Origin of the sequence: Candidatus Solirubrobacter pratensis (assembly GCF_000425945.1) — a bacterium.
In the GTDB taxonomy this organism is placed as follows: Bacteria; Actinomycetota; Thermoleophilia; order Solirubrobacterales; family Solirubrobacteraceae; genus Solirubrobacter; species Solirubrobacter pratensis.
The window spans coordinates 348,041-368,403 of sequence record NZ_AUEK01000008.1 but is presented as its reverse complement, the minus strand read 5'-3'; the positions used below and the strand labels follow the sequence as shown (position 1 = coordinate 368,403).

The following is a 20,363-nucleotide window of genomic DNA, read 5'->3' as shown; positions in this document are numbered from 1 at the left end:
GCGCGAAATCCTCCCGGGTCCTTGCAGCTCGCCGTGCGTTCGCCGGCGCGGATCTTCCCGCCGCGGCTAGCAGCGGGCGAAGAGGACCCAGGAGCGGTTCGCCGCGACTCGCTCCAAGCCGGGCGGCACCACGGCCGTCAGCCGGCGCGGGTCGCGCGGGTCGAGCGTGAAGTTGCGCTCCACGCGCCGGTTCGCGGGGTCGATGTAGAGGCCGCGGGCCGGCCGCTCGAGCTGCGCGGAGACGATCGCCGCCGGCGGGATGCCGGTCCACAGCGCCACGTGCGGGACGGGCCGGTGGTTCGGTACCGCGACCGGCCGGCAGCCCTGCTTGAACGCGGGCGTCTGGGTGAGGTCGTGCAGGTCGGCGAGGATGTCCTGCTGCAGCGCCATGGAGCGGTGCAGGTCCTCGATCCGGCTCGCCTGCGCCGGCGTCAGGGCGGCGAAGCCGAGCAGCGTGGCGGCGCCGACGACGCTCCACCGGCGCCGCCACGGATGGTCCTTCGGGAGCCTGAGCCAGCCGAACGCGCCGGCACCGGCGAAGACGGCGAGCAGGGCGGCGGGCAGCAGCAGGTAGCGGCCGAGGATCGGCAGTCCCGCGACGGCGAGCACGCAGAACGCCGCGACCGACGCGAACCCGGCGGCGATCGGCAACCGCGCGCTGCGGCGCATGAACGCGAGCACGAGCAGGCCGCCCGCGGCCGCGGCGAAGAGCCCGTCGGCGCGCATGATCTCGCCCAGTCGCCGCGGCATGACGGTGGGGACGGCCGTGAGCCCGGTCGTGCGCTCGAGCACCTCGGCGCCGTGGCGGGTGCCGGTCAGCGAGTGCAGGGGGTCGCCGGTCAGCGCGAGGTCGTAGACGCCCCACAGGACCGGCGCTGCCAGCGCCAGCGGCACGAGGCGCAGGTCGCGGCGGTAGACGACGTAGGCGAGCGAGAGCAGCCACGCCTCGGGGCGCAGCAGGCCGGCGAGCGCGAGCAGCGCGAGCGTGAGCCTGGGCTTCGGGCCGCGCGCCTCGGCGAGCACCGCGCCCAGCGCGAGCGCGACGTACGGGATGTCCACGTACGCCCGCACGCCGAAGGACAGCAGCGGGATGCGCGTGAGGATCAGCAGCGCCGCGACCGCTCCGGCGGCAGGGCCGAACCAGTGCGCTGCCAACTCGTACGCGAGCCACCCGACCGCCCCGAGCGCCAGGAACGCGATCACGACCCAGGCGCCCTGGCCGGCGTCGCCGACCGGTGTCAGGACGAGGCCCAGCAGCGTCGCGAGCGGGTGCGCGGTGGGGGCGAGCGGGATGCTCGTGTCGGGCACGCGGCCGTGCGCGAGGTCGCCGCCCCACAACAGGGAGTAGGCGGTGTCGTAATTGAGGAACCCGGCTCGCACCAGCAGCCGGCAGAACAGCGCTCCGAGCGGGATCAGCGCGGCCGCGCGAGTCGCGAGACTCGGCGCAAGACGCGGCTTCGCGGCGACGGCGGTCACGCGCAAGACGGTAAAAGGTCCGGCGTTCGGGTGCCCCGGATCGGACTGCCCGCGACGTTACCCTTGGTATCCCAGTGGCCTCCCTCTATCGTCGCCATCGCCCGCGCACCTTCGCCGACGTCGTCGGGCAGGAGCACGTGGTCCGCACGCTCTCCAACGCGGTCCAGCAGGACCGCGTCCACCACGCGTACCTGTTCGTGGGCTCGCGCGGGACGGGCAAGACGTCGATGGCGAAGATCCTCGCCGCCTCCCTGAACTGCCAGGGCGAGGCCGGCGGCGGGAGCGGCCCCGGCGGCCCGACCGTCACGCCGTGCGGCGCGTGCGAGTCGTGCGTCTCGATCGCATCCGCCACGTCGCTGGACGTGGTCGAGATGGACGCCGCGTCGAACAACTCGGTCGACGACATCCGCGACCTGCGCGAGCGCGTGGGGTACGCGCCGGTCGGCGGCCGGCACAAGGTCTACATCCTCGACGAGGCGCACATGCTGACCACGGCGGCGTGGAACGCGTTCCTCAAGACGCTCGAGGAGCCGCCGCCGCACACGATCTTCGTCCTCGCCACGACCGAGGCCAACAAGGTGCTGCCGACGGTCGTGGACCGTTGCCACCGCTTCGACTTCGCGCGTCCCGGCGTCGCGCAGATCGCCGCCGTGCTGCGGCGGGTCGCCGACGCCGAGTCGATCGAGATCCCCGACGAGGCGGTCGCGCTGGTCGCGCGAGCGGCGACGGGCTCGTTCCGCGACGCGCTCGGGACGCTCGAGCAGCTGGTCGCGTACTCGGGCTCCGCGGTCGCGCTGGAGGACGTGCTGGCGGTGCTGGGCGCGGCCGACGCGGACCTGCTGTTCGGGGCCGTCGACGCGGTCGCGTCGGGCGACGCGGCGTCGGCGCTGCGCGCCTGCGCCCGGCTGGCCGACTCGGGGCGCGACCTCGGCCGCTTCTTCGGCGACCTGGAGGCGCACGCGCGCGGGCTGATGGTCACGCAGGTGCTCGGCGGCGTGCCGCCCGAGCTGTCGGTGACGCCCGAGCAGGACGAGCGGCTGGCCGAGCAGGCGGCTCGCGTCAACGGCGCCGACATCGTGCGGCTGCTCGAGCTGATCGCGGGCGCGCTGCGGGCGATGAAGGACGGCGCTGACGCGCGCACCCAGCTCGAGCTCGCGCTCGTCAAGGCCGCGACTCCCGGGCTCGAGCCGTCGGTCAAGGCGCTGCTCGCCCGCATCGAGCGCCTCGAGTCCCGCGGCCCGGCGACGGCGCCGGCGCGCCACGATCTGGCGCCCGCGACGGCCGCGGGCCGCGCGGGGGCACCCGCGTCGCCGGCTCCGGCGACCCCCACCGGTCCGCCCGCTCCGACGACGCCCACGGCATCGCCGGCCCCCGCCCCCTCGCCCGCCTACGGCTCCGCGCCCGCCGGCCGCACCGCCGTCGCGATCACGGCGCAGGTCGAGGGCCAGCCGCCCGTCGCCGCCGCCACCTCGCTCCCCGGCGCGCCGCTCGTCACGGTGCAGGAGGCGCAGCAGGTCGCCGACGAGGCGGCCGCCGCCGTCGCCGCCGAGATCGCGACCGAGGCCGATCCCTCACCCGCCGTCGCGGCGGTCGCCGTAGTCGATCCTGCGGCGCCCGGCGGCGAGCCCTCGTTCTCGGCCGGCGTGGAGCTCTCGCTCGAGTCCTTCGGCGAGGTCTGGCCCGCGGTGGTCGACTCGCTGCGTGCCGAGGCGCCGATGCTCGCGAGCCTGCTCGAGGACGCCCAGCCGGCGGCGCTCGCCGACCAGGGCCTCACGCTCGCCTGGCCCGAGTCCTCCGCCTTTCTCAAGCGCAAGGCGGAGGATCCCGCCAACCGCGAGCTGATCGCGGGCGCGATACGTGCGGTGACCGGTTCCTCCCTGCGGCTCGCGTACGAGCTGCGCGCCGACCACGAGGTGGTCGCTCCTACCGCGGCCGCCCAGCCGGCGTTGTCGGAGGAGGAGCTGGTCAAGCGGTTCATGGACGAGTTCGATGCGGAGGAGCTCCCGCCGGAGCCCGAGGAGCAGACCTGATGCCCCAGCCACCCAACCTGCAGAAGATGCTTGCCGAGGCGCAGGCGATGATCGCCGCGCAGCAGGAGGCCCAGGAGGCGCTGAAGTCCGAGCGCGTCGAGGCCAGCGCCGGCGGGGGCATGGTCAAGGTCACGCTGACCGGTGACCTGCGCATCGAGAGCCTGACGATCGACCCCGACGCGGTCGATCCGGAGGACGTCGAGATGCTCCAGGACCTCGTCGTCGCGGCCGTCAACGAGGGCATCCGCATGGCCGAGGAGCTGCAGCAGAGCAAGCTCGGCGCGCCCGGCGGCGCCGAGGGCTTCGATCCGATGAGCGCGCTCGAGTCGCTCGGCCTGGGCGGCATGGGCGGGCTCGGCGGCCTGGGCGGCGGCGGCGGAGGGCTTCCGGGCGGCGCGCCGAACCGCGCGGCCCGCCGCTCGAACAAGAAGAAGTAGGTGGGCGGCGCGCGGGTCGACACGCCGCACCGCGGGCGGAGTCGCGGCTGATGCTCGCCCCGCCGCTCCAGCGGCTCGTCACCGAGCTGTCGAAGCTCCCCGGGATCGGCAACCGCACGGCCCAGCGGCTCGCGTTCCACGTCCTGCGCGCGTCCGGTGAGGACGCTGAAGCGCTCGCGCAGGCGATCCGCGACGTCAAGGAGAAGATCACGCTCTGCGAGATCTGCTTCAACCTCGCCGAGGGCCCGCGCTGCGCGATCTGCCTCGACGAGCGCCGCGACGGCGGCGTCCTGTGCGTGGTCGAGGAGCCCAACGACGTGATCCCGATCGAGCGCACGCACGAGTTCCGCGGCCGCTACCACGTGCTCGGCGGCGCGCTCTCGCCGATCGACGGCGTCGAGCCAGAGAACCTGCGGCTGATGCAGCTCTACGCCCGCGTACTCGATCCCACCCACTCCGTGCACGAGGTGGTGCTGGCGACGAACCCGACGACGACCGGCGAGGCGACCGCCCTGCACATCGCCGCCGCGCTGCACGAGCGCGCCCCGCAGGTCGCCGTCACCCGGCTGGCCTCCGGCCTGCCCGTGGGCGGCGACCTCGAGTACGCCGACGAGGTCACGCTCGGCCGCGCGTTCGCCGGCCGCCGCGCGCTCTAGCCCGTGCGGACCGCGTCGAGGCGGGCCGCCGCCGCGCGCTCGGCCGCGTCGACCTTCACGCGGGAGCGGCGCCATGCAGGCCGGCTGTGCCGGCTCGCCGCCGTCCGCAGGTCGCCGTAGGCGGCGGCCGCGGCGCTGAACGCGGCGGGAAGGGCGGCGGCCGTGCCCAGGTCGGGTGCGAGCCCGGCGGCCCGCTTCGCGGCGTGGCGGTAGGCGGCCGCCAGGCGCCCCGCGGCGCGGGCCTGAGCCTTCGAGGTTGCGCCGGCGCGCAGGTCGCGGCGGCCCGCGCGGCGGGCCCGGTCGAGGCCGGCCACCACCGCCGGCAGCTTCGCGCGCAGCGGCGCGAGCGAATCCGGAGCCGGGGGCCTGCGGGCGGCGACGTCGACGATGTCGGCCGGGCAGGCGCCGACGGGCAGCGGATCGTCCAGCGGCGCGACGCACGCGACGGCCAGCACGCCCGCGACGGTCGGGACGGCGTAGACGTCGACGATCCCCGCGACGTCCCTGATCGCCAGGGCGGTGTAGCCGGCGCCGCGGCGCCCGCCGATCGTCAGCCGCTGCACGCTCCGGCCGAGCGGCGTGCGCAGCGCGGCGGCCGTCTCGCTCGGGAGCGTGTCGCCGGTCGCGTCCGGCAGCACGGCGAGCACCATCCGCCCGGCGCCGCCGTCGGCCGGCGCGAACGCGCGCGCCTGCCGGCCCTCGAGTCCCGGCACGCGCGGGACCTTCTCGACCGCCTTCCAGCCCGCGCGCAGCGTGAGCGCGAGCGACGAGCCCAGCCGCACGTCGGCGGGCCGCGCCTCAGGCGCCGCCGCCGGCTCGAACGTGAGGCCGGCGGCCAGCGCCCAGCCGCCGAGCGCGGCGATCAGCACCACCGCCGCGGCGGCCGTGAGCGCGGCCGGGGTGGGCAGCTGCGGCGGCCCGTAGGGCCGTGAGCGCAGGGCGCGCGGAATCTCCATCAGGCGGACGGCGCGGGTGGGGGTGCGACGGCCGGCATCACTCAGCCCTCGGAGTCGAAGCTCTTGCCGACGTAGGACTGCGGCCGGCGCGGCGGCGCGGTCGGCACGGTCCGGACGACCGTGGCCGCCGGCGTCGGCGTCGCGGTCGCGGTCGCGACATGCCTCACGGGCGCCTTGGCGCGCCTGTGCGGCCGCGCCGGCGCGCGATGCAGCGCGGGAAGCGCAGCGACCCGACTCAGCGCGGGCACCGCGATCCCCCGCGGTGCCGGCGCGGTCGAGGTGTCCGCGGCGAGCGCACCGGCGCCGGCCGGTGACAGCGTCGTCGCCGCTCCGGCGGTCTCACCGCCCGAGCCGGCATGGATGCGGAACGCGCCGACGAACGCGAACGCGGCCACCACGGCGGTGATCTTGAGGCTCAGCCCGCCGGGCACCGCTGGGTCTTCCGGTGGCCGGGATACAGGCAGCCGTCCGAGCGCGTGGGCGCGGCGCCGCGGCGGAATCGCAGCACGGTGACCTTGGCGATGTATCCCGGGCGCGCGATCTTGATCGTCAGCCGCGTGCCCGAGCGCATCACCCGCTCGAAGGTCGACAGGTGCGTCACCTTGGCGCTGCGGGCGAGCTTGCGCGCCGGGCAGCCCGAGCCCGCGCAGGTGGCCGTGATCCGCACGCCCTTGGGCGCGCTCACCGTCAGCAGCGTCACGTTCGCGCCGCTCGCCGTGAGCCGCCCCCGTACGCGCACGGTCGGAAACGGCTTGAGCATCTTCGCCTTCTTGCTCGTGGCCGTCTGGTGCAGCACCTGGCCGGACGTAGGGACCGGCGTGGGAGCCGGGGCGACGTCGAAGGCGGGGGCGGGCGCCGGGGTCGCGACCGGGGCGACCGTCGGTGCCGGCGTCACGGTCGGCCGCGGGGTCGCCGTGGGCCGCGGCGTCGGCGTCCAGCGCGGCGTGGGCGCCGGTGTCGGGCCGGCGCCGGCGGCCGCGACCGGGGCCGACGCGTCCGAGATCCCGTAGGCGAAGTCCTTGTTGCGGCGGACGATCAGCGCGACCCGCATGCGCCTGCTCACGTCGTCCTGCACGAGCCGGTAGGACTGCCCGGTCGCCCCGCCGACGAGCGAGCAGCTGTAGACGTCGGCGGCGTCCGGGCAGCGCAGCCACTGGAAGCCGATCGAGGTGCCCGGCGGACCGTCCCAGCCGTAGCCGCCCGCGGTCACCGTCTGCCCCACCTTGAGGTTGCCTTCTACCGACGGCTCGCGCGTGACGCGAAGCCCGTCCGCTCCCTCTACGACGGCGCTCGCGCCGAGCACGGCGCCGGCCGCGAGCAACCCTCCCACGACCGTCCGGCGTCCGCCGATCCTCTTCAACAACGAAGCCACTCCCGCCTCCTGCGGCCGTACCCGTGCGATCGCATGGTGGACTTGAACCGGTTCGGCGGCAACTCGTCCACTCGTCCAGGTCCGCGCACGTACATCGCCGCGGACAGGCGGTCGCACGGCGCGGCGCGGGAGACGATCTGAGGCTTCCCTAGACTGCGACGGGTGTCCGGGACCGTGGTGATGAAGTTCGGCGGCACGTCCGTCGGGGATGCCGAGCGCATCAAGCGCGCCGCGCGGCGCATCGTCGCCGCGCGCGAGCAGGGCCGCCGGGTCGTCGCGGTCCTCTCGGCGCGCGGGAAGACGACCGACGAGCTGATCGCCATGGCCGAGGAGGTGTCGACCGCCCCCGACCCGCGCGAGATGGACATGCTCCTCTCCACGGGCGAGCGCATCAGCTGCGCGCTGTGCGCGATGGCGATCAACGACCTCGGACACCGCGCGATCAGCCTCACGGGCTCGCAGGCGGGCATCGTCACCGACACGTCGCACACGAAGGCGCGGATCCTCGACGTCCGCGCCGACCGCATCCGCGACGCGCTCTACGACGACCTGATCGTCCTCGTCGCCGGCTTCCAGGGCGTCTCCACCTCCAAGGACGTCACGACGCTCGGCCGCGGGGGCAGCGACACGACCGCCGTCGCCCTCGCCGCCGCGATCGACGCCGAGGTGTGCGAGATCTACACCGACGTCGCCGGCGTCTTCAGCGCGGACCCGCGGATCGTCCCGGACGCCCGCAAGCTTCCCGTGGTCTCGTTCGAGGAGATGCTCGAGATGTCGGCGTCCGGCGCCGGCGTGCTGCAGCTGCGCAGCGTCGAGTACGCCCGCAACCACGGAATCCGGATCCACTGCCGCTCGTCGTTCACGGAATCACCCGGCACATTCGTCGTCGGAGAAGAGGAGACGATGGAACGCCCCCTGATCACCGCCGTCACGCACTCGCGCGACGAAGCCCGGATCACGCTGCTCGGCGTACCGGACCACCCGGGCGTCGCCGGCCGCATCTTCACCGCGCTCGCCGACGCCAACGTGAACGTCGACATGATCATCCAGAACGAGCCGGAGTCCGAAGGGGCGGCGGCCGACATGTCCTTCACCGTCCCGCGCTCGGACCTGCGCGTCGCCCGCGCGACGCTGGACCCGGTGGTCGCCCAGGTCGGCATCAAGGCCGTCGCCGAAGATCCCGAGATGGGCAAGGTGTCCGTCGTCGGTGCCGGGATGAAGTCGCACCCGGGCGTCGCCGCGCGGGTGTTCTCCACGCTGGGCGACCAGGGCATCAACATCGAGATGATCTCCACCTCGCCGATCAAGATCTCGTGCGTCGTCACCGCCGACATGGTGGACCGCGCGGTGCGCGCGCTGCACGAGGCGTTCGAGCTCGGCGCCGACCAGATCGAGGCGGAGCATCCCTTTGGGACAAGCCGCGTGACGACGCCGACCGGTTCGACACAAGACGCCGAGGGGGGCACGGCCATGCGGAGCAGGGGAGCGTCGCTGTGAGCTACCGCGTCGCCGTCGTCGGCGCCACCGGCGCCGTCGGGACCGTCATGCGCGCGAAGCTGCGCGAGCGCCGCTTCCCCGCCTCTGCGATCGTCCCGTTCGCCTCCGAGCGAAGCGCGGGCCGCGAGCTCGACGGCGAGACCGTGCGCGCGCTCTCGGACGAGTCGATCCAGGGCTTCGACCTCGCGATCTTCTCCGCGGGCGGCGCGACCTCCGGCGAGTGGGCGCCGCGCTTCGTCGAGGCGGGCGCGGTCGTCGTGGACAACTCCTCCAAGTGGCGGCGCGACCCCGAGGTCCCGCTCGTCGTCGCCGAGGTCAACCCCGACGCGCTCGAGCGCCACAAGGGCCTGATCGCGAACCCGAACTGCTCGACGATGCAGCTGATGGTGGCGCTGAAGCCGATCCACGACGCGGCCGGCATCGCGCGCCTGAACGTCTCCACGTATCAGTCGGTCTCAGGCACGGGAGTCAAGGCCGTCAAGGAGCTCGAGGCGCAGACCCGCGCGGCGCTGGACGGCCGGCCGCTGCCTGAGCCCACCGTCTACCCGCACCCCATCGCGTTCAACGTGCTCGGCGGCGCGGGCAACTTCGCCGAGGGCGACGACCACACCGACGAAGAGCGCAAGATGATGTTCGAGACGCGCAAGATCCTCGGCGACGACGAGCTCGCGATCGCCGTCACCTGCGCGCGCGTGCCGGTGCGCAACTCGCACTCGGAGTCGGTCTCGCTCGAGACCCGCGAGGACCTGAGCGTCGACGAGGCGCGCGCGCTGCTGGCGCGGATGCCGGGCCTCGAGCTCGTCGACGACCCGTCGCGGCACGCCTACCCGACGGCGCTCGCCGCGGCCGGCCGCGACGAGGTCCTCGTCGGCCGCCTGCGTCGCGATCCCACGCACCCGCGCGGGCTGCAGCTGTGGGTCGTCAGCGACAACCTGCTCAAGGGCGCCGCGACCAACGCGATCCAGATCGCGGAGGTCCTGCACGAGCGCGGGCTGATCAAGGTTCCGGCCGCCGCCTGAGCGGGTACTCAGGCGGCCGAGCTTCCAACGGGGTACGCCAGGTGATCGCGGGCGCCTACGCGGCGCTCGCGACCACCGAAGTCGACCAGTCGATGACCGACGTCGGCTTGACGACGTGCTTGCCGAACCCGAGCTCCTTGGGCGAGAGCCCCAGGGCGAGGCCGAGCAGCTGCGGCAGGTGGAGCACCGGCATGCCGAGCTCGCGGCCGGCGTAGCGCTCGGCGAGCGGCTGCTGCAGGTCCAGGTTGAGGTGGCACAGCGGGCAGGGCGTGACGAGGCAGTCGGCCTCCGCGTCGATCGCGTCACCGAGGTGGCGGCCCGCCTGCTTGAGCGAGTTCTCCTTGTTCATGGTGATGATCGGGAAGCCGCAGCACTTGTACTGGCCGGCATAGTCGACCACCGTGCCGCCGAGCGCCTCGATCAGCAGCTGCAGGTACGTGTCGCGCGGGTGCTCGCGGTCGATGCCCAGCCGGTCGGTCGGGCGCACGATGTAGCAGCCGTAGAACGGCCCCACGCGCAGGTTCGACAGCGGCTGCTTGACCTTGGACTTGACGACGTCGAGCCCGATCTCCTCGACCAGCAGCCAGAGGAAGTGCTTGTTGGAGATCCCGCGCTCGTACGTGAGCCCCTCGGCCGACAGCGTCGCGTTCACGTGGTCGCGATACGGCGTGTTCGCGTCCAGTCGCTCCTGGCACTCGCTCTGGGCGCCCTGGCACGTCGAGCAGATGTTCATCATCATCGACGCGCCGTTGGCGATCTCCTTCTGCGCGAGCGCGAAGGTGCGCGCGTTCAGCGTGTCCGCGAGCTCCTGGTCGTGCTCGGCGATCACGCCGGCGCCGCAGCACGCGGCGCGGTCGAGCTCGACGAGCTCGATGTCCAGCAGCGGGGCGACCTTCGCCATCGAACCGTGCAGCTCCGGGGTGAAGCCGCGGCTCACGCAGCCGGGCCAGTAAGCAACCTTCACCGGTTAGGGCTCCTCTCGGGGGGCAGGTGGCTGCCCGCGGCGTCGGCCTGGGACGTGTCCGCCGCGGCGGACGTCGGCTCGTCCTCGACGCCGACCACATACAGGTTCAGCTCGTACGACGCTTCCTTGTCGTGCACGTGGCGGAAGATCCGCTTGACCTCCTTCGGCGCCTTGTGCGAGTGCAGCAGCGCGCCGGCGGGGGTCACCTTGCGGCGCGCGACGGCGCGCAGGATCACGGGAAGCGAGTCGATCAGCTCCGGCACGGCGCGCGGATGGAACTTGCCGCCGTAGGAATCCGGCAGCAGGTCCGCCTCGTGCAGCAGGCCGTTGCGCTCGATGTTCTTGACGAAGGCCATCTCATGGCGATGGCCGTTGTTGCGGTCCTCGATGCTCTGCTTGCCCGACAGGCGCCGCAGGCGCATGATCTGGCTCATCGGGGCGACGCCCTTGGGGCACGCCTCGATGCAGTTGAAGCAGTGCGTGCAGTCGTAGATGCCGTGCTCGTCCTCGGAGAGGTTCTTGAGCCGCTCGAAGTGCTGGCCGTCGCGCGGGTCGCCGACGAAGCGGTACGCCTTGGCGAGCGCGGCCGGGCCGACGAACAGCGGGTCGACCTCCATCGACAGGCAGTCCGAGACGCAGGCGCCGCACTGGATGCACGCCATCGTCTGCGTGACGTCGATCATCGACTCCGGGGGCACGATGTACTCGCGCTCGGGCGGCGGCCCCTCGGGGATCAGCCACGGGGTGACGCGCTGGATCTTCTTCCAGTGGACCGCGTCCATGTCGACGATCAGGTCCTTGATGACGGGCATGTTGCCCATCGGCTCGACCGTGATGATCCCCCGGTCGGCGTCCTCGAAGGCCTTGTCCAGGTGCGTGTGGCAGGCGAGGTTCGGCTTGCCGTTGATGCGCACGCCGCAGGAGCCGCAGATCGCGGCGCGACACGAGCAGCGGATGCCGATCGAGCCGTCCTCGCGGTCCTTGGCCTGCAGGATCCCGTCCAGGACCGAGCGGTGACCGTCGAGGTCGATGGTGAAGTCCTGCCAGTGCGCGGCCTCGCCGGATTCCGGCGTGTAGCGGCGGATGCGGAGCGTGTACTCGGGCATGTGACCGTCTCGAACCCTAGTAGGTCCGCTCCTGCGGCTCCCACTTGGTGATGGTCACGGGCGAGTAGCTGACCTTCGGCGCCTCTCTGCCGTTGAGCGAGAGGTCGATGTGCTTGAGCCACTGATCGTCGTTGCGCTTCGGGAAGTCCAGCCGGAACTGGGCGCCGCGCGACTCCTTGCGCTCCAGCGCGCCGACGACGATGCACTCGGCGACGTCGAGCATGTAGCTGAGCTCGATCGCGCCCAGCACGTCCTGGTTGAACACCGTGCCGCGGTCGTCGATCGCCGCGACCTGGGCCTCCTCCTTCAGGCGCCGGATGATCTGGTGCATCTCCGTCAGCCCCTCCTGGGTGCGGAAGACGGCGCACTTCTCGTTCATCTGGGTGCCGAGCTCGTCCTTGATCTCCGACACGCGCCGGCCGCCGGCTTCGCGCTTCACGATCTCGTCGATCATCGCCTGCTCGGCGTGCAGCGAGCCGCGGCTGGGCCTGGGCATGCTCATCTGCAGCGCGCGGCGTGCGGCGTGCTCGCCGGAGCGGCGGCCGAAGATCAGCGTGTCCAGCAGCGAGTTCGCGCCCAGGCGGTTGCCCCCGTGGACCGACACGCAGGCGACCTCGCCGGCGGCGTAGAGGCCGGGGATCGAGGTCGCGCCGTCGACGTCGGTCTTGACGCCGCCCATGATGTAGTGGCAGCCGGGGCGGATGTGGATCGGCTCGCGTGTGATGTCCACGCCCGCGAAGTCCTTGCCGATGTTGACGATCTCGCGCAGCGCCTCGAGCGTGCGCTTGCGGGGCACCTTGGTGATGTCGAGCGCGACGGTGCCGTCGGGGAAGCCGCGGCCCTCGTTGATCTCGGTCTGCTCCGCGCGCGAGACCACGTCGCGCGAGGCGAGCTCCATCTTGTTGGGCGCGTACTTCTCCATGAAGCGCTCGCCCTCCGCGTTGTAGAGGTGCGCGCCTTCGCCGCGCGCGCCCTCGGTGATGAGGATCCCGTTGCCCGCCAGCGTCGTCGGGTGGTACTGGATCATCTCCATGTCCATCAGCGGGGCGCCGAGCCGGTAGGCCTGGGCGATGCCGTCGCCGGTGCAGATGAGCGCGTTGGTGGTCGGCTTGAAGCACTGGCCGGCGCCGCCGGAGGCGAGGATCACGCCCTTGGCCGCGAACAGCTCCATCGACCCGTCGCGGATGTTGCGCGCGACCGCGCCGCAGCAGACGCCGTCGTCGTCCTGCACGAGCCCGGTGACGAACCACTCCTCGTAGCGGTCGATCTGCTCGTGGTGCTTCATCAGCTGCTCGTAGAGCACGTGCAGCAGCGCCTGGCCGGTGATGTCGGCCACGTAGTACGTGCGCGCCGCGGAGGCGCCGCCGAAGGCGCGCGTGCCGAGCTTGCCCTCTGGGCTGCGGTGGAAGGTCACACCCGAGTGCTCGAGCCAGAGCACCTCGTTCGGGGCCTCGCGGCACATGATCTCGATCGCGTCCTGATCGCCCAGGTAGTCCGAGCCCTTGACGGTGTCGAAGGCGTGGGACTCCCAGGAGTCGTCGGGGTTCAGCGCGGCGTTGATGCCGCCGGCCGCCGCGTTGGAGTGCGAGCGGACCGGATGGACCTTGCTCATGATTGCCACGGTCGCCCCTGTGCGTGCCGCCGCCAAGGCGGCGCGCTGACCGGCGAGACCGGCGCCGATGATCAGGACGTCGTGTGCGGGCATGCGCCGCACAATAGCTTTCAGCTGGGCGCGAGCCGCGTCTGGAGCGCGCGCGAGACCTGCTCGAGCGTCACGACGCCGCGCAGCCGTCCGTCCGCGTCGACCGCCATCAGCGCTCCCAGGCGGCGCAGCGGCTCGCTGCCGATCAGCGCCTCCAGCGGCGTATCGGTCCTGACCTCCTCGCCCTCGGTGACGACCGAGCGGACGGGAAGCGACGCGGCGCCTGAAAGTGCCGCGTGCTCGACGGCTTCACGGTGCGCCAGGCCGGCGAAGCGCCCGTCGTGCTCGACGACGGCGAACCACGGCCAGCCCTGATAGCGCAGGAAGAAGTCCTCGTGGGCGCGCGCGACCGGCAGCGAGGCGGGGATCGTCACCGGCTCGGCGTCCATGATGTCCTCGGCCGTGACGCCCTCCAGGCGCGTGGAGAACGTGCTCTGCACGACGGCCTGGCGCGCGGCGCTGCCGAGGATCCAGCCGAGGATGAAGTACCAGATGCCGCTCACCCAGTCCTCGTTGGAGAACCCGACGTAGGCGCCGTAGCCGATCAGCAGGACCGCGAACGCCTGCCCCAGGAAGGCGGAGAAGCGCGTCGCGCGATGGCGGTCGCCGGTGAGCTTCCAGACCGCGGCGCGGGCGATCCGGCCGCCGTCGAGCGGGAACGCCGGGACGAGGTTGAAGAGCAGCAGGATCGCGTTCATGGTGACGGTGAAGCTGACGAGCACCTCGACCATCGTTGCCCCCGACACCGGTTCGAGGGTCACGGCGTCCACGGCCTCGCCGCCGCCCTCCATCACCAGCGCGACGGCGGCGAAGACGAGCGCGATCAGCAGCGTCACGGCGGGCCCGGCGGCGGCCACGCGGAACTCCTCGCCGGGCGTCTCGCTGTCGCGCGTCGCGCGCATGAAGCCGCCGAAGAAGAACAGGTCGACGCCGGCGACGCCGATGCCCTCGCGGCGCGCGGCGAACGCGTGCCCCAGCTCGTGCAGCAGGATCGAGCCGAAGAACAGGAACACGGCGACGACGGCGGCGGTGAACCCCTTGCCGTCGGATCCCAGGTCGTCGCGGAAGCTGTCCTGCAGCCACGCGATCGACAGGAACAGGATCAGGAACCAGGAGGCATTGACGCCCACGCGTATCCCGGCGATCCGGAACAGCGTGAACGATGAGCCTCCTCCGAGCATCGCGTCAGATGGTGACAGGCAAGCCTCGCGAACGGACTGCGAACGGACTGCGCTCGCACGATTCTCGTAGCCTGCACGCATGGCTACGAAAGTGACCGTCACCGGCGCCGCCGGTCAGATCGGCTATGCGCTGCTGTTCCGGATCGCGTCCGGGCAGATGCTCGGGCCGGACACCAAGGTTCACCTGAACCTGCTCGAGATCCCGCAGGCGGTCAAGGCCGCCGAAGGCACCGCGCTGGAGCTGTTCGACGCCGCGTTTCCACTGCTCGCCGGCATCGACATCTATGACGATCCGAAGCAGGCGTTCGAGGGCACGAACATCGCGCTGCTGGTGGGCGCTCGTCCGCGCACCAAGGGCATGGAGCGCGCCGACCTGCTCGAGGCCAACGGCGGCATCTTCAAGCCCCAGGGCGAGGCGATCGCCGCCGGCGCGGCCGACGACGTGAAGGTCCTCGTGGTCGGCAACCCCGCCAACACCAACGCGCTGATCGCGCTCAGCAACGCCGACGGCGTGCCCGCCGAGCGCTTCACCGCGATGACGCGCCTGGATCACAATCGCGCGGTCGCGCAGCTGGCGCAGAAGACCGGTGCCGATGTCTCGCAGATCACCAACATGGCGATCTGGGGCAACCACTCACCGACGATGTACCCCGATCTGTTCAACGCCAAGGTGAACGGCGAGCGCGCCTGGGACGCGGTCGGCGACGAGGCGTGGGTCGCCGGCGAGTTCATCCCGCGCGTGGGCAAGCGCGGCGCCGAGATCATCGAGGCGCGCGGCGCGTCCTCCGCCGCCAGCGCGGCGAGCGCCGCCATCGATCACATCCGCGACTGGGTGCACGGCACCGCCGAGGGCGACTGGGTCTCGATGGCGGTGCCCAGCGACGGCTCCTACGGCGTCGCCGAGGGGATCGTGTCGTCGTTCCCCGTGCGCACGGCCAACGGTGAGTGGGAGATCGTCCAGGGGCTCGACGTGCCGGAGTTCTCCCAGGCGCGGATCGACAAGACCGTCGAGGAGCTGGTCGGCGAGCGCGATGCCGTCAAGGACCTCGGACTGATCTGAGAGTTAATGGAGCGCGCCCGCGGGCGCGGCTATGAAGCCGCGCCCTCGCGCAGGTGCCACCCGCGGCCGGACTTGACGACCTTGCCCTCCTCGGCGAGGCTCGGCAGCACGCGGTACAGGTAGTTCTGCTGGATCCCCATCGCCTCCGCCATCTCCGGGATGGTGATGCCGGGGCGGTCCTTGACCAGGTCCAGCGCCTGCGTGGCGCGCGTGCCCGAGCCGCGCGGGCGGCCGCGGCGGCCGGTGCCGCCGCCCGAGCGGCGGGGAGAGGCGGCGCGGCGGCCGGCGCGGCGCGCGCCCGCGGCGGGCGCGGGCGAGGAGTTGCGGCCGCCCGAGACGACGCCGGCGAGTGCCTCTTCGGCCTGCTTGAGGCGCCGGTACTCCTCCACGAGCGGCTCGAGCTCCTTCAACCGCGCCTGGATCTCCTTCTGCTTCTCGTCGAGGAAGTCGGCCATGTGTGTGTGACTCCGGGGGAGTGTGTGAATGGAGTCACACACCGTATCCCAAAGTCGCGGATGGCGGGCCGCTGCACGGCGGCTTGCCGCGGCGCGTTAGTTCACTTCTCGAGCAGCGCCTTGAGGTTCTCCAGCGAGCGATTGGCCTCGCGCGCGGGCACACCGCCCACGATCACCCGGCTGGCGGCGGCGCCGAGGAACCCGCCCGGCGCCTTGAACTCGTTCTCGTACTCGAACCTCGTGCGGCCGCCGTCGACGGGCTTCAGGCGGTAGCTGGTGCGCGCGTAGGACCCCGCCGGCCCGCGCCCCTCCCACGTCGCCGCGTGGGGGCGATCGGCCTCGGTCAGCGTCCAGTGCACCTTGAAGTTGGCGTGGCGCAGGCACAGTGTCTGATCCATCTCGTACCCCTCGCGGGGACTGCCGCCATCGACCCGGTTGACCTTGCGATGGATCGTCACCCACTCGTGCAGGCGGGTGGGATCGAGCATGAGGTCATACACCGTCTCCGGCGGTGCGTCGATCTCGATCCGCGCGCGCACCTCGCTCACCGCGCCGCCACCTCCTCGAGCTGCTCCAGTTCGAACAACGCCCGCTCGACCGCCGGCTCGAAGCGGTGCAGGCGCACGCCGAACGCGTCGGCGGCGCCGTCGTCGCGCGGCAGCAGGTCATGCTCGAGCGACTCCATCAGCGGCTCGATCAACCCGACGTCCTCACCGGCCACCGCGGCGGCCATCACCGAGGCGATCGGAGTGAGGGTGAAGTTGAGTCCAAGGCTCGGTCGGCTGATCATCATCGCGTCGGCGATCCGCTGCAGCATCTCGGCGTAGCTCATCGCATCCGGGCCGGCGATGTCCCACGAGCGCCCCGAGGAGCTCGCCGGCAGCGTGGCGGCGGCAGCGAGGAACTCCAGCACGTCGCGCCCATCGATGGGCTGGGTGCGGTTTACCCGCCAGGCCGGCAATGCGAGCACGGGTAGGCGCTCGAGCAGTCGCACGAGGAAGCGGAACGAGCGCGAGCGGGCGCCGATGACGATCGACGCGCGCAGCGCCACGGACTCCGGCGCCGCGGCCAGCAGCGCCTCCTCGACCGCGAGCCGCGAGGCGAGATGGCGCGACAGCGCTCCGTCCTGCGGCAGGAGGCCGCCGAGATAGGCGATCCGCTGCACGCCCGCCTTGGCCGCGGTGACGGCGAAGCGCTCGGCCTGGCGGCGCTCCTCGTCCGCGAAGGCGCCCGCCGCCGGGCCCTCCATCGAGTGGATCAGGTAGTAGGCGACGTCGATGCCGTCGAGCGCGCGGTCCAGGCCCGCGCCGGTGCTCGCGTCGCCCAGCACGAGGTCGTCGAAGACGGCGCCGGCGGCGCGCACGCGCTCGGCCGAGCGGGCGAACCCGCGGACGGCGTGGCCGTCCCGAGCGAGGCGCGGCGCCAGCGCCGCGCCGACATATCCGGATGCGCCGGTCACGAGGATCCGCAAGCGCTCCAGGGTGGCACGCGAAATCCGCGCTGCTTGCGGGAACCCGTCCCCGCAAGCAGGGGTGAAACGCGGTGTTCTGCCGCTATTTGCAGGGAAATCGGGAAGACCCTGCGTTTTGCGGATTCGGCGCTTGCACACCCCTTGAAGGCCCGTCGCCGCTTCGCTTGAGTCCCGCTCGTCCTGTGACGGAGTCGTGAACGAAGGGGTTCTTGAAGGGTGTCAGCAGCAGTTGCCGCGCCGCGCAGCGCGAAAAGCCGGAAGGTCACATGCGAGGAGTGCTTCTTCGCCCGGCAGGGGCTGTGCGCATTGGAGTTGGACGAGCCCTGCGCGACCTACCGGCCCGACCATCCCGACGGGCTGCGCCCGCCCCGCCAGCTGCGCTTCGTGTTCCGCCAGGAGCGGCGGCGCCAGGCGGCCTGGGCGTTCCCGACGGCTCAGGAGCAGGCCGCCCTGCACCGGTGAGCCATCACGCCTGAGACACTCCGCGGCATGCGGATCACCGTGCTCGGCAAGTCGCCTGCCTTCCAGGATGCGGGCGGCGCCTGCTCCGGGTATCTCGTCGAGGGTGGCGGAGTGCGGTTGCTGCTGGACTGCGGGCCGGGCGTGTTCGCGAAGCTGCGCCAGGTCACGTCCTACGTGGACGTCGACGCCGTGCTGCTTTCGCACCTGCACGCCGACCACGTGATGGACCTCGTCACGTTCGCGTCGGCGCTGCGCTACGGCCCGCACGAGGCCGCGGCGCCGCGCCTGCTCGCGCCGCCCGGCGCCCGCGACGTGCTGGCCTCGCTGTGCGCCGGCGGCTCGATGCGGCCCGACCACATCGACGGCGCGTTCGAGCTGAGCGTCTACGACCCGGAGGACGTGGTCGAGCTCGGCGGCCTGCGCGCGCGCTTCCGTCCCGTCCCGCACTTCATCCCATGCAACGCCGTCGAGCTCGCCGAGGACGCCGCGCGGCTGACGTTCTCCGCCGACTGCGGCCCCAACGACGCGCTGGTGGAGTTCGCCGCGGACACGGATCTGCTGCTCTCCGAGGCGACGCTGATCGAGCCCGAGGAAGGCCACCTGACGCCGGCGCAGGCCGGCGAGCTCGCCGCGCGGGCGGGCGCGCGCCGGCTCGTGCTGACGCACTTCTCCGACGAGGCGGACGCGGCGTGGGTGCGGGCCGAGGGCGAGCGCGGGTTCGGCGCGCCGGTGGAGCTGGCCGCGGATGGCGCCGTATACGAAATCGGCCGCGCTTGATCAAGTCCAGACCCCATCCGGCCGACTAACCGGATGTGACCCAAGCCACCGCCGCCATGGATGGCGTGCGACTCCTCTCGCACCGCCCGTCAGTGCTCTACAAGGTCGAGCACCTCGCGACGGAGCCCGCCGAGGGCGACATCGCCGTCGAAGGGCTGCTGCTGGCGGGTCCGGGCTGGGACGAGCGGCTGCGCTCGGTCATCAAGGCGCTCTCGCTGTCCGAGCGCGCGTGCCTGTTCGCCGTCCGGCTCTCCGACGAGCAGATGCTCCCGGTGCCGGCCGAGACGCTGCTGGACCGCACGCGCACGGACTGGTTCCCCGAGTTCCTCTCGCACGGGAAGATGCATCCGCACTTCCAGCCGATCGTCGAGCTCAACAGCGGCCGCGCGTTCGGCCGCGAGGCGCTGATGCGGGGCAAGCTCGGCGCCGTCGAGCTGCGCGGAGCCGAGCTGCTCGCGGCGGCCGAGGCGCACGACGCGATCTTCTCGTTCGACTACCGCGCGCGCACCGCGGCGCTCGAGGTCGGGCTGCCGCTGCTGCCGGAGGGCGAGGTGCTGTTCGTCAACCTCGACCCGCGCGCGTCGCTGGACGTCGAGAGCTCGCTGCGCACGACCTGGCCGATCGTCGGCCGGCTCGGCGCCGACCCCTCGCGCATCTGCCTGGAGTTCGTCAAGCCCGAGCGCTGCCCGGACCGCGACCTGCTGCACGCGATGGCCGACGCGCACCGCAAGCGCGGCGCCCGGATCGCGCTCGACGATCTCAGCGGCGGCCCCGAGTCGCTCGCCTGCCTGGAGCTCCTGCGCCCCGACATCGCGAAGATCGACACGGCGCTGACCGCCGGCATCCAGCACTCCGTCGCGCGGCGCAAGCTCGTGCAGGCGCTCGTCGAGTGCGCGCACGAGCACGGCGCCAGGGTCGTCGCCGAGGGCGTCGAGCGCGTCGACGAGTTCCGCACCATGTCCGAGCTCGGCGTCGACCTGGGGCAGGGCTTCTACTTCGGGCAGCCGACCGACAAGCCGATGGCGGTCGACACGCGCCTCGTGCGACCGAGCATGTAGTGGTTCCGGCTGGCGTGTACGGCGCATAATCCGGCGAATGCCGGGCCCGCCGGAATGCGTCGTGCATGGCGGTCCGGGACCACTCGATAGCATCGGGGCGTGGCCTCCGAGCGGGACCTCTTCGCCAACTTCGAGCGGATGCGGCGGGAGATGGACGAGCTGTTCGGCGACGTCCTCGATCGTGGGCTCTCACCACGCCGGCGGGGCGGCTTCTCGCCCGCCGTCGACGTCTACTACACGACCGAGCCGCCGCGGGCGGTCGTGCGCGCCGACCTCGCGGGGATCGACCCCGACGGGGTCACGCTGGAGATCCGCGGGCGCGAGCTGATCCTCTCGGGCCACCGCGAGCCCGAGGCGGGCGAGGACCGCGTCTACCAGCAGCTGGAGATCGAGCATGGGCCCTTCCGGCGCGTCATCGGGCTCGGCGCCGACGTCGACGCCGACGCCGCCGACGCCAAGTACGAGGACGGCATCCTCACCGTCGAGCTGCCGCTCAGCCGCCCCGCGACCGCCCGCTCGGTGCCGATCCGCGGGTCCCAGCGGTGAGCGGCGACGACTCGCCCAGAGGGCTCGCGTCGCTGGGAGCAATCGTCCGTGCCGACAGGGAATCCCTGGGAGCGCCGGAGGGCTCGGAGCCGAGGGCGGTTCTCCCGGGTGAGGTGACCTGCGGCGACGGCTCGCACT

21 protein-coding genes are annotated in these 20,363 nt (G+C 72.6%); 10 read left to right on the top strand and 11 right to left on the bottom strand.

The window, feature by feature from the left end; genetic code table 11:
* Positions 1–66: 66 nt before the first annotated feature.
* The gene (locus tag H958_RS0112260; protein WP_156027943.1) at positions 67–1,476 is read right to left on the bottom strand and encodes a hypothetical protein; all 1,410 of its coding nucleotides are present in this window, start codon (positions 1,474–1,476) and stop codon (positions 67–69) included.
* Positions 1,477–1,550: 74 nt separating this feature from the next.
* Between H958_RS0112260 and dnaX the strand changes: the two genes are divergently transcribed.
* Genes dnaX through recR form a run of 3 tightly spaced genes read left to right on the top strand, consistent with a single transcriptional unit; the run spans position 1,551 to position 4,599 of the window.
* A complete protein-coding gene (dnaX, locus tag H958_RS36765; RefSeq protein WP_051324149.1) occupies positions 1,551–3,506 on the top strand; it encodes a DNA polymerase III subunit gamma/tau in 1,956 nt (651 codons plus the stop codon).
* A complete protein-coding gene (locus H958_RS36760; RefSeq protein ID WP_051324148.1) occupies positions 3,506–3,943 on the top strand; it encodes a YbaB/EbfC family nucleoid-associated protein in 438 nt (145 codons plus the stop codon). The genes dnaX and H958_RS36760 overlap by 1 nt, the downstream gene beginning before the upstream one ends.
* 50 nt (positions 3,944–3,993) lie before the next feature.
* Positions 3,994–4,599: a recombination mediator RecR gene (gene recR / locus H958_RS0112245; protein WP_028058887.1), complete on the top strand. Its 606-nt coding sequence runs from the start codon at positions 3,994–3,996 to the stop codon at positions 4,597–4,599.
* Here recR and H958_RS0112240 read toward each other — a convergent pair.
* From H958_RS0112240 to H958_RS0112230, 3 genes are read right to left on the bottom strand one after another with little or no spacing between them, the layout of a single operon-like run.
* The gene (locus tag H958_RS0112240) at positions 4,596–5,555 is read right to left on the bottom strand and encodes a hypothetical protein (protein WP_028058886.1); all 960 of its coding nucleotides are present in this window, start codon (positions 5,553–5,555) and stop codon (positions 4,596–4,598) included. The genes recR and H958_RS0112240 overlap by 4 nt on opposite strands.
* Positions 5,556–5,596: 41 nt before the next feature.
* A complete protein-coding gene (locus H958_RS0112235) occupies positions 5,597–5,986 on the bottom strand; it encodes a hypothetical protein (RefSeq protein ID WP_028058885.1) in 390 nt (129 codons plus the stop codon).
* Positions 5,971–6,915: a hypothetical protein gene (locus H958_RS0112230; protein WP_231379235.1), complete on the bottom strand. Its 945-nt coding sequence runs from the start codon at positions 6,913–6,915 to the stop codon at positions 5,971–5,973. The genes H958_RS0112235 and H958_RS0112230 overlap by 16 nt, the downstream gene beginning before the upstream one ends.
* Before the next feature lie 192 nt (positions 6,916–7,107).
* Between H958_RS0112230 and H958_RS36755 the strand changes: the two genes are divergently transcribed.
* Positions 7,108–8,424 carry an aspartate kinase gene (locus tag H958_RS36755; protein ID WP_081685844.1) on the top strand — a complete coding sequence of 439 codons (1,317 nt, stop codon included), beginning with the start codon at positions 7,108–7,110 and terminating at the stop codon, positions 8,422–8,424.
* On the top strand, positions 8,421–9,443 hold the full coding sequence (locus H958_RS0112220) for an aspartate-semialdehyde dehydrogenase (protein WP_028058883.1): 1,023 nt from the start codon (positions 8,421–8,423) through the stop codon (positions 9,441–9,443). The genes H958_RS36755 and H958_RS0112220 overlap by 4 nt, the downstream gene beginning before the upstream one ends.
* A gap of 55 nt (positions 9,444–9,498) precedes the next feature.
* Here H958_RS0112220 and H958_RS0112215 read toward each other — a convergent pair whose 3' ends face one another.
* Genes H958_RS0112215 through H958_RS43270 form a run of 4 tightly spaced genes read right to left on the bottom strand, consistent with a single transcriptional unit; the run spans position 9,499 to position 14,396 of the window.
* Positions 9,499–10,407, bottom strand: coding sequence for a CoB--CoM heterodisulfide reductase iron-sulfur subunit B family protein (locus tag H958_RS0112215; RefSeq protein ID WP_028058882.1), 909 nt, complete (start codon positions 10,405–10,407; stop codon positions 9,499–9,501).
* Positions 10,404–11,513 (bottom strand): succinate dehydrogenase/fumarate reductase iron-sulfur subunit, encoded by a 1,110-nt coding sequence (locus tag H958_RS36750; RefSeq protein ID WP_037409913.1) that lies wholly within the window; start codon positions 11,511–11,513, stop codon positions 10,404–10,406. The genes H958_RS0112215 and H958_RS36750 overlap by 4 nt, the downstream gene beginning before the upstream one ends.
* Positions 11,514–11,529: 16 nt before the next feature.
* Positions 11,530–13,218, bottom strand: a complete 1,689-nt coding sequence (locus H958_RS0112205) for an FAD-binding protein (RefSeq protein ID WP_028058881.1) — start codon at positions 13,216–13,218, stop codon at positions 11,530–11,532.
* Between the two features lie 17 nt (positions 13,219–13,235).
* Positions 13,236–14,396 carry a site-2 protease family protein gene (locus tag H958_RS43270; protein WP_051324147.1) on the bottom strand — a complete coding sequence of 387 codons (1,161 nt, stop codon included), beginning with the start codon at positions 14,394–14,396 and terminating at the stop codon, positions 13,236–13,238.
* Positions 14,397–14,475: 79 nt separating this feature from the next.
* Here H958_RS43270 and H958_RS0112195 point away from each other — a divergent pair, with 79 nt between their 5' ends.
* Positions 14,476–15,456, top strand: a complete 981-nt coding sequence (locus tag H958_RS0112195) for a malate dehydrogenase (RefSeq protein ID WP_028058880.1) — start codon at positions 14,476–14,478, stop codon at positions 15,454–15,456.
* Between the two features lie 29 nt (positions 15,457–15,485).
* Here H958_RS0112195 and H958_RS0112190 read toward each other — a convergent pair whose 3' ends face one another.
* The 3 genes from H958_RS0112190 to H958_RS36740 form a co-directional block, all read right to left on the bottom strand.
* Entirely contained in the window at positions 15,486–15,911 is a 426-nt protein-coding gene (locus H958_RS0112190; RefSeq protein ID WP_028058879.1) for a hypothetical protein, read from the bottom strand.
* Positions 15,912–16,012: 101 nt separating this feature from the next.
* Positions 16,013–16,459 (bottom strand): SRPBCC family protein, encoded by a 447-nt coding sequence (locus H958_RS0112185; protein WP_028058878.1) that lies wholly within the window; start codon positions 16,457–16,459, stop codon positions 16,013–16,015.
* Positions 16,456–17,382, bottom strand: coding sequence for an NAD(P)H-binding protein (locus H958_RS36740; RefSeq protein WP_037409912.1), 927 nt, complete (start codon positions 17,380–17,382; stop codon positions 16,456–16,458). Before H958_RS36740 ends, H958_RS0112185 begins: the two co-directional genes overlap by 4 nt.
* Positions 17,383–17,694: 312 nt before the next feature.
* Between H958_RS36740 and H958_RS48185 the strand changes: the two genes are divergently transcribed.
* From H958_RS48185 to H958_RS0112160, 4 genes are all read left to right on the top strand, one after another.
* The gene (locus H958_RS48185; protein WP_231379233.1) at positions 17,695–17,844 is read left to right on the top strand and encodes a hypothetical protein; all 150 of its coding nucleotides are present in this window, start codon (positions 17,695–17,697) and stop codon (positions 17,842–17,844) included.
* Positions 17,845–17,871: 27 nt separating this feature from the next.
* Entirely contained in the window at positions 17,872–18,621 is a 750-nt protein-coding gene (locus H958_RS36730; protein WP_051324146.1) for an MBL fold metallo-hydrolase, read from the top strand.
* Between the two features lie 35 nt (positions 18,622–18,656).
* Positions 18,657–19,679, top strand: coding sequence for an EAL domain-containing protein (locus tag H958_RS0112165; protein WP_156027940.1), 1,023 nt, complete (start codon positions 18,657–18,659; stop codon positions 19,677–19,679).
* Positions 19,680–19,778: 99 nt separating this feature from the next.
* Positions 19,779–20,225 carry an Hsp20/alpha crystallin family protein gene (locus tag H958_RS0112160; protein WP_028058876.1) on the top strand — a complete coding sequence of 149 codons (447 nt, stop codon included), beginning with the start codon at positions 19,779–19,781 and terminating at the stop codon, positions 20,223–20,225.
* The last annotated feature ends 138 nt before the right edge of the window (positions 20,226–20,363 follow it).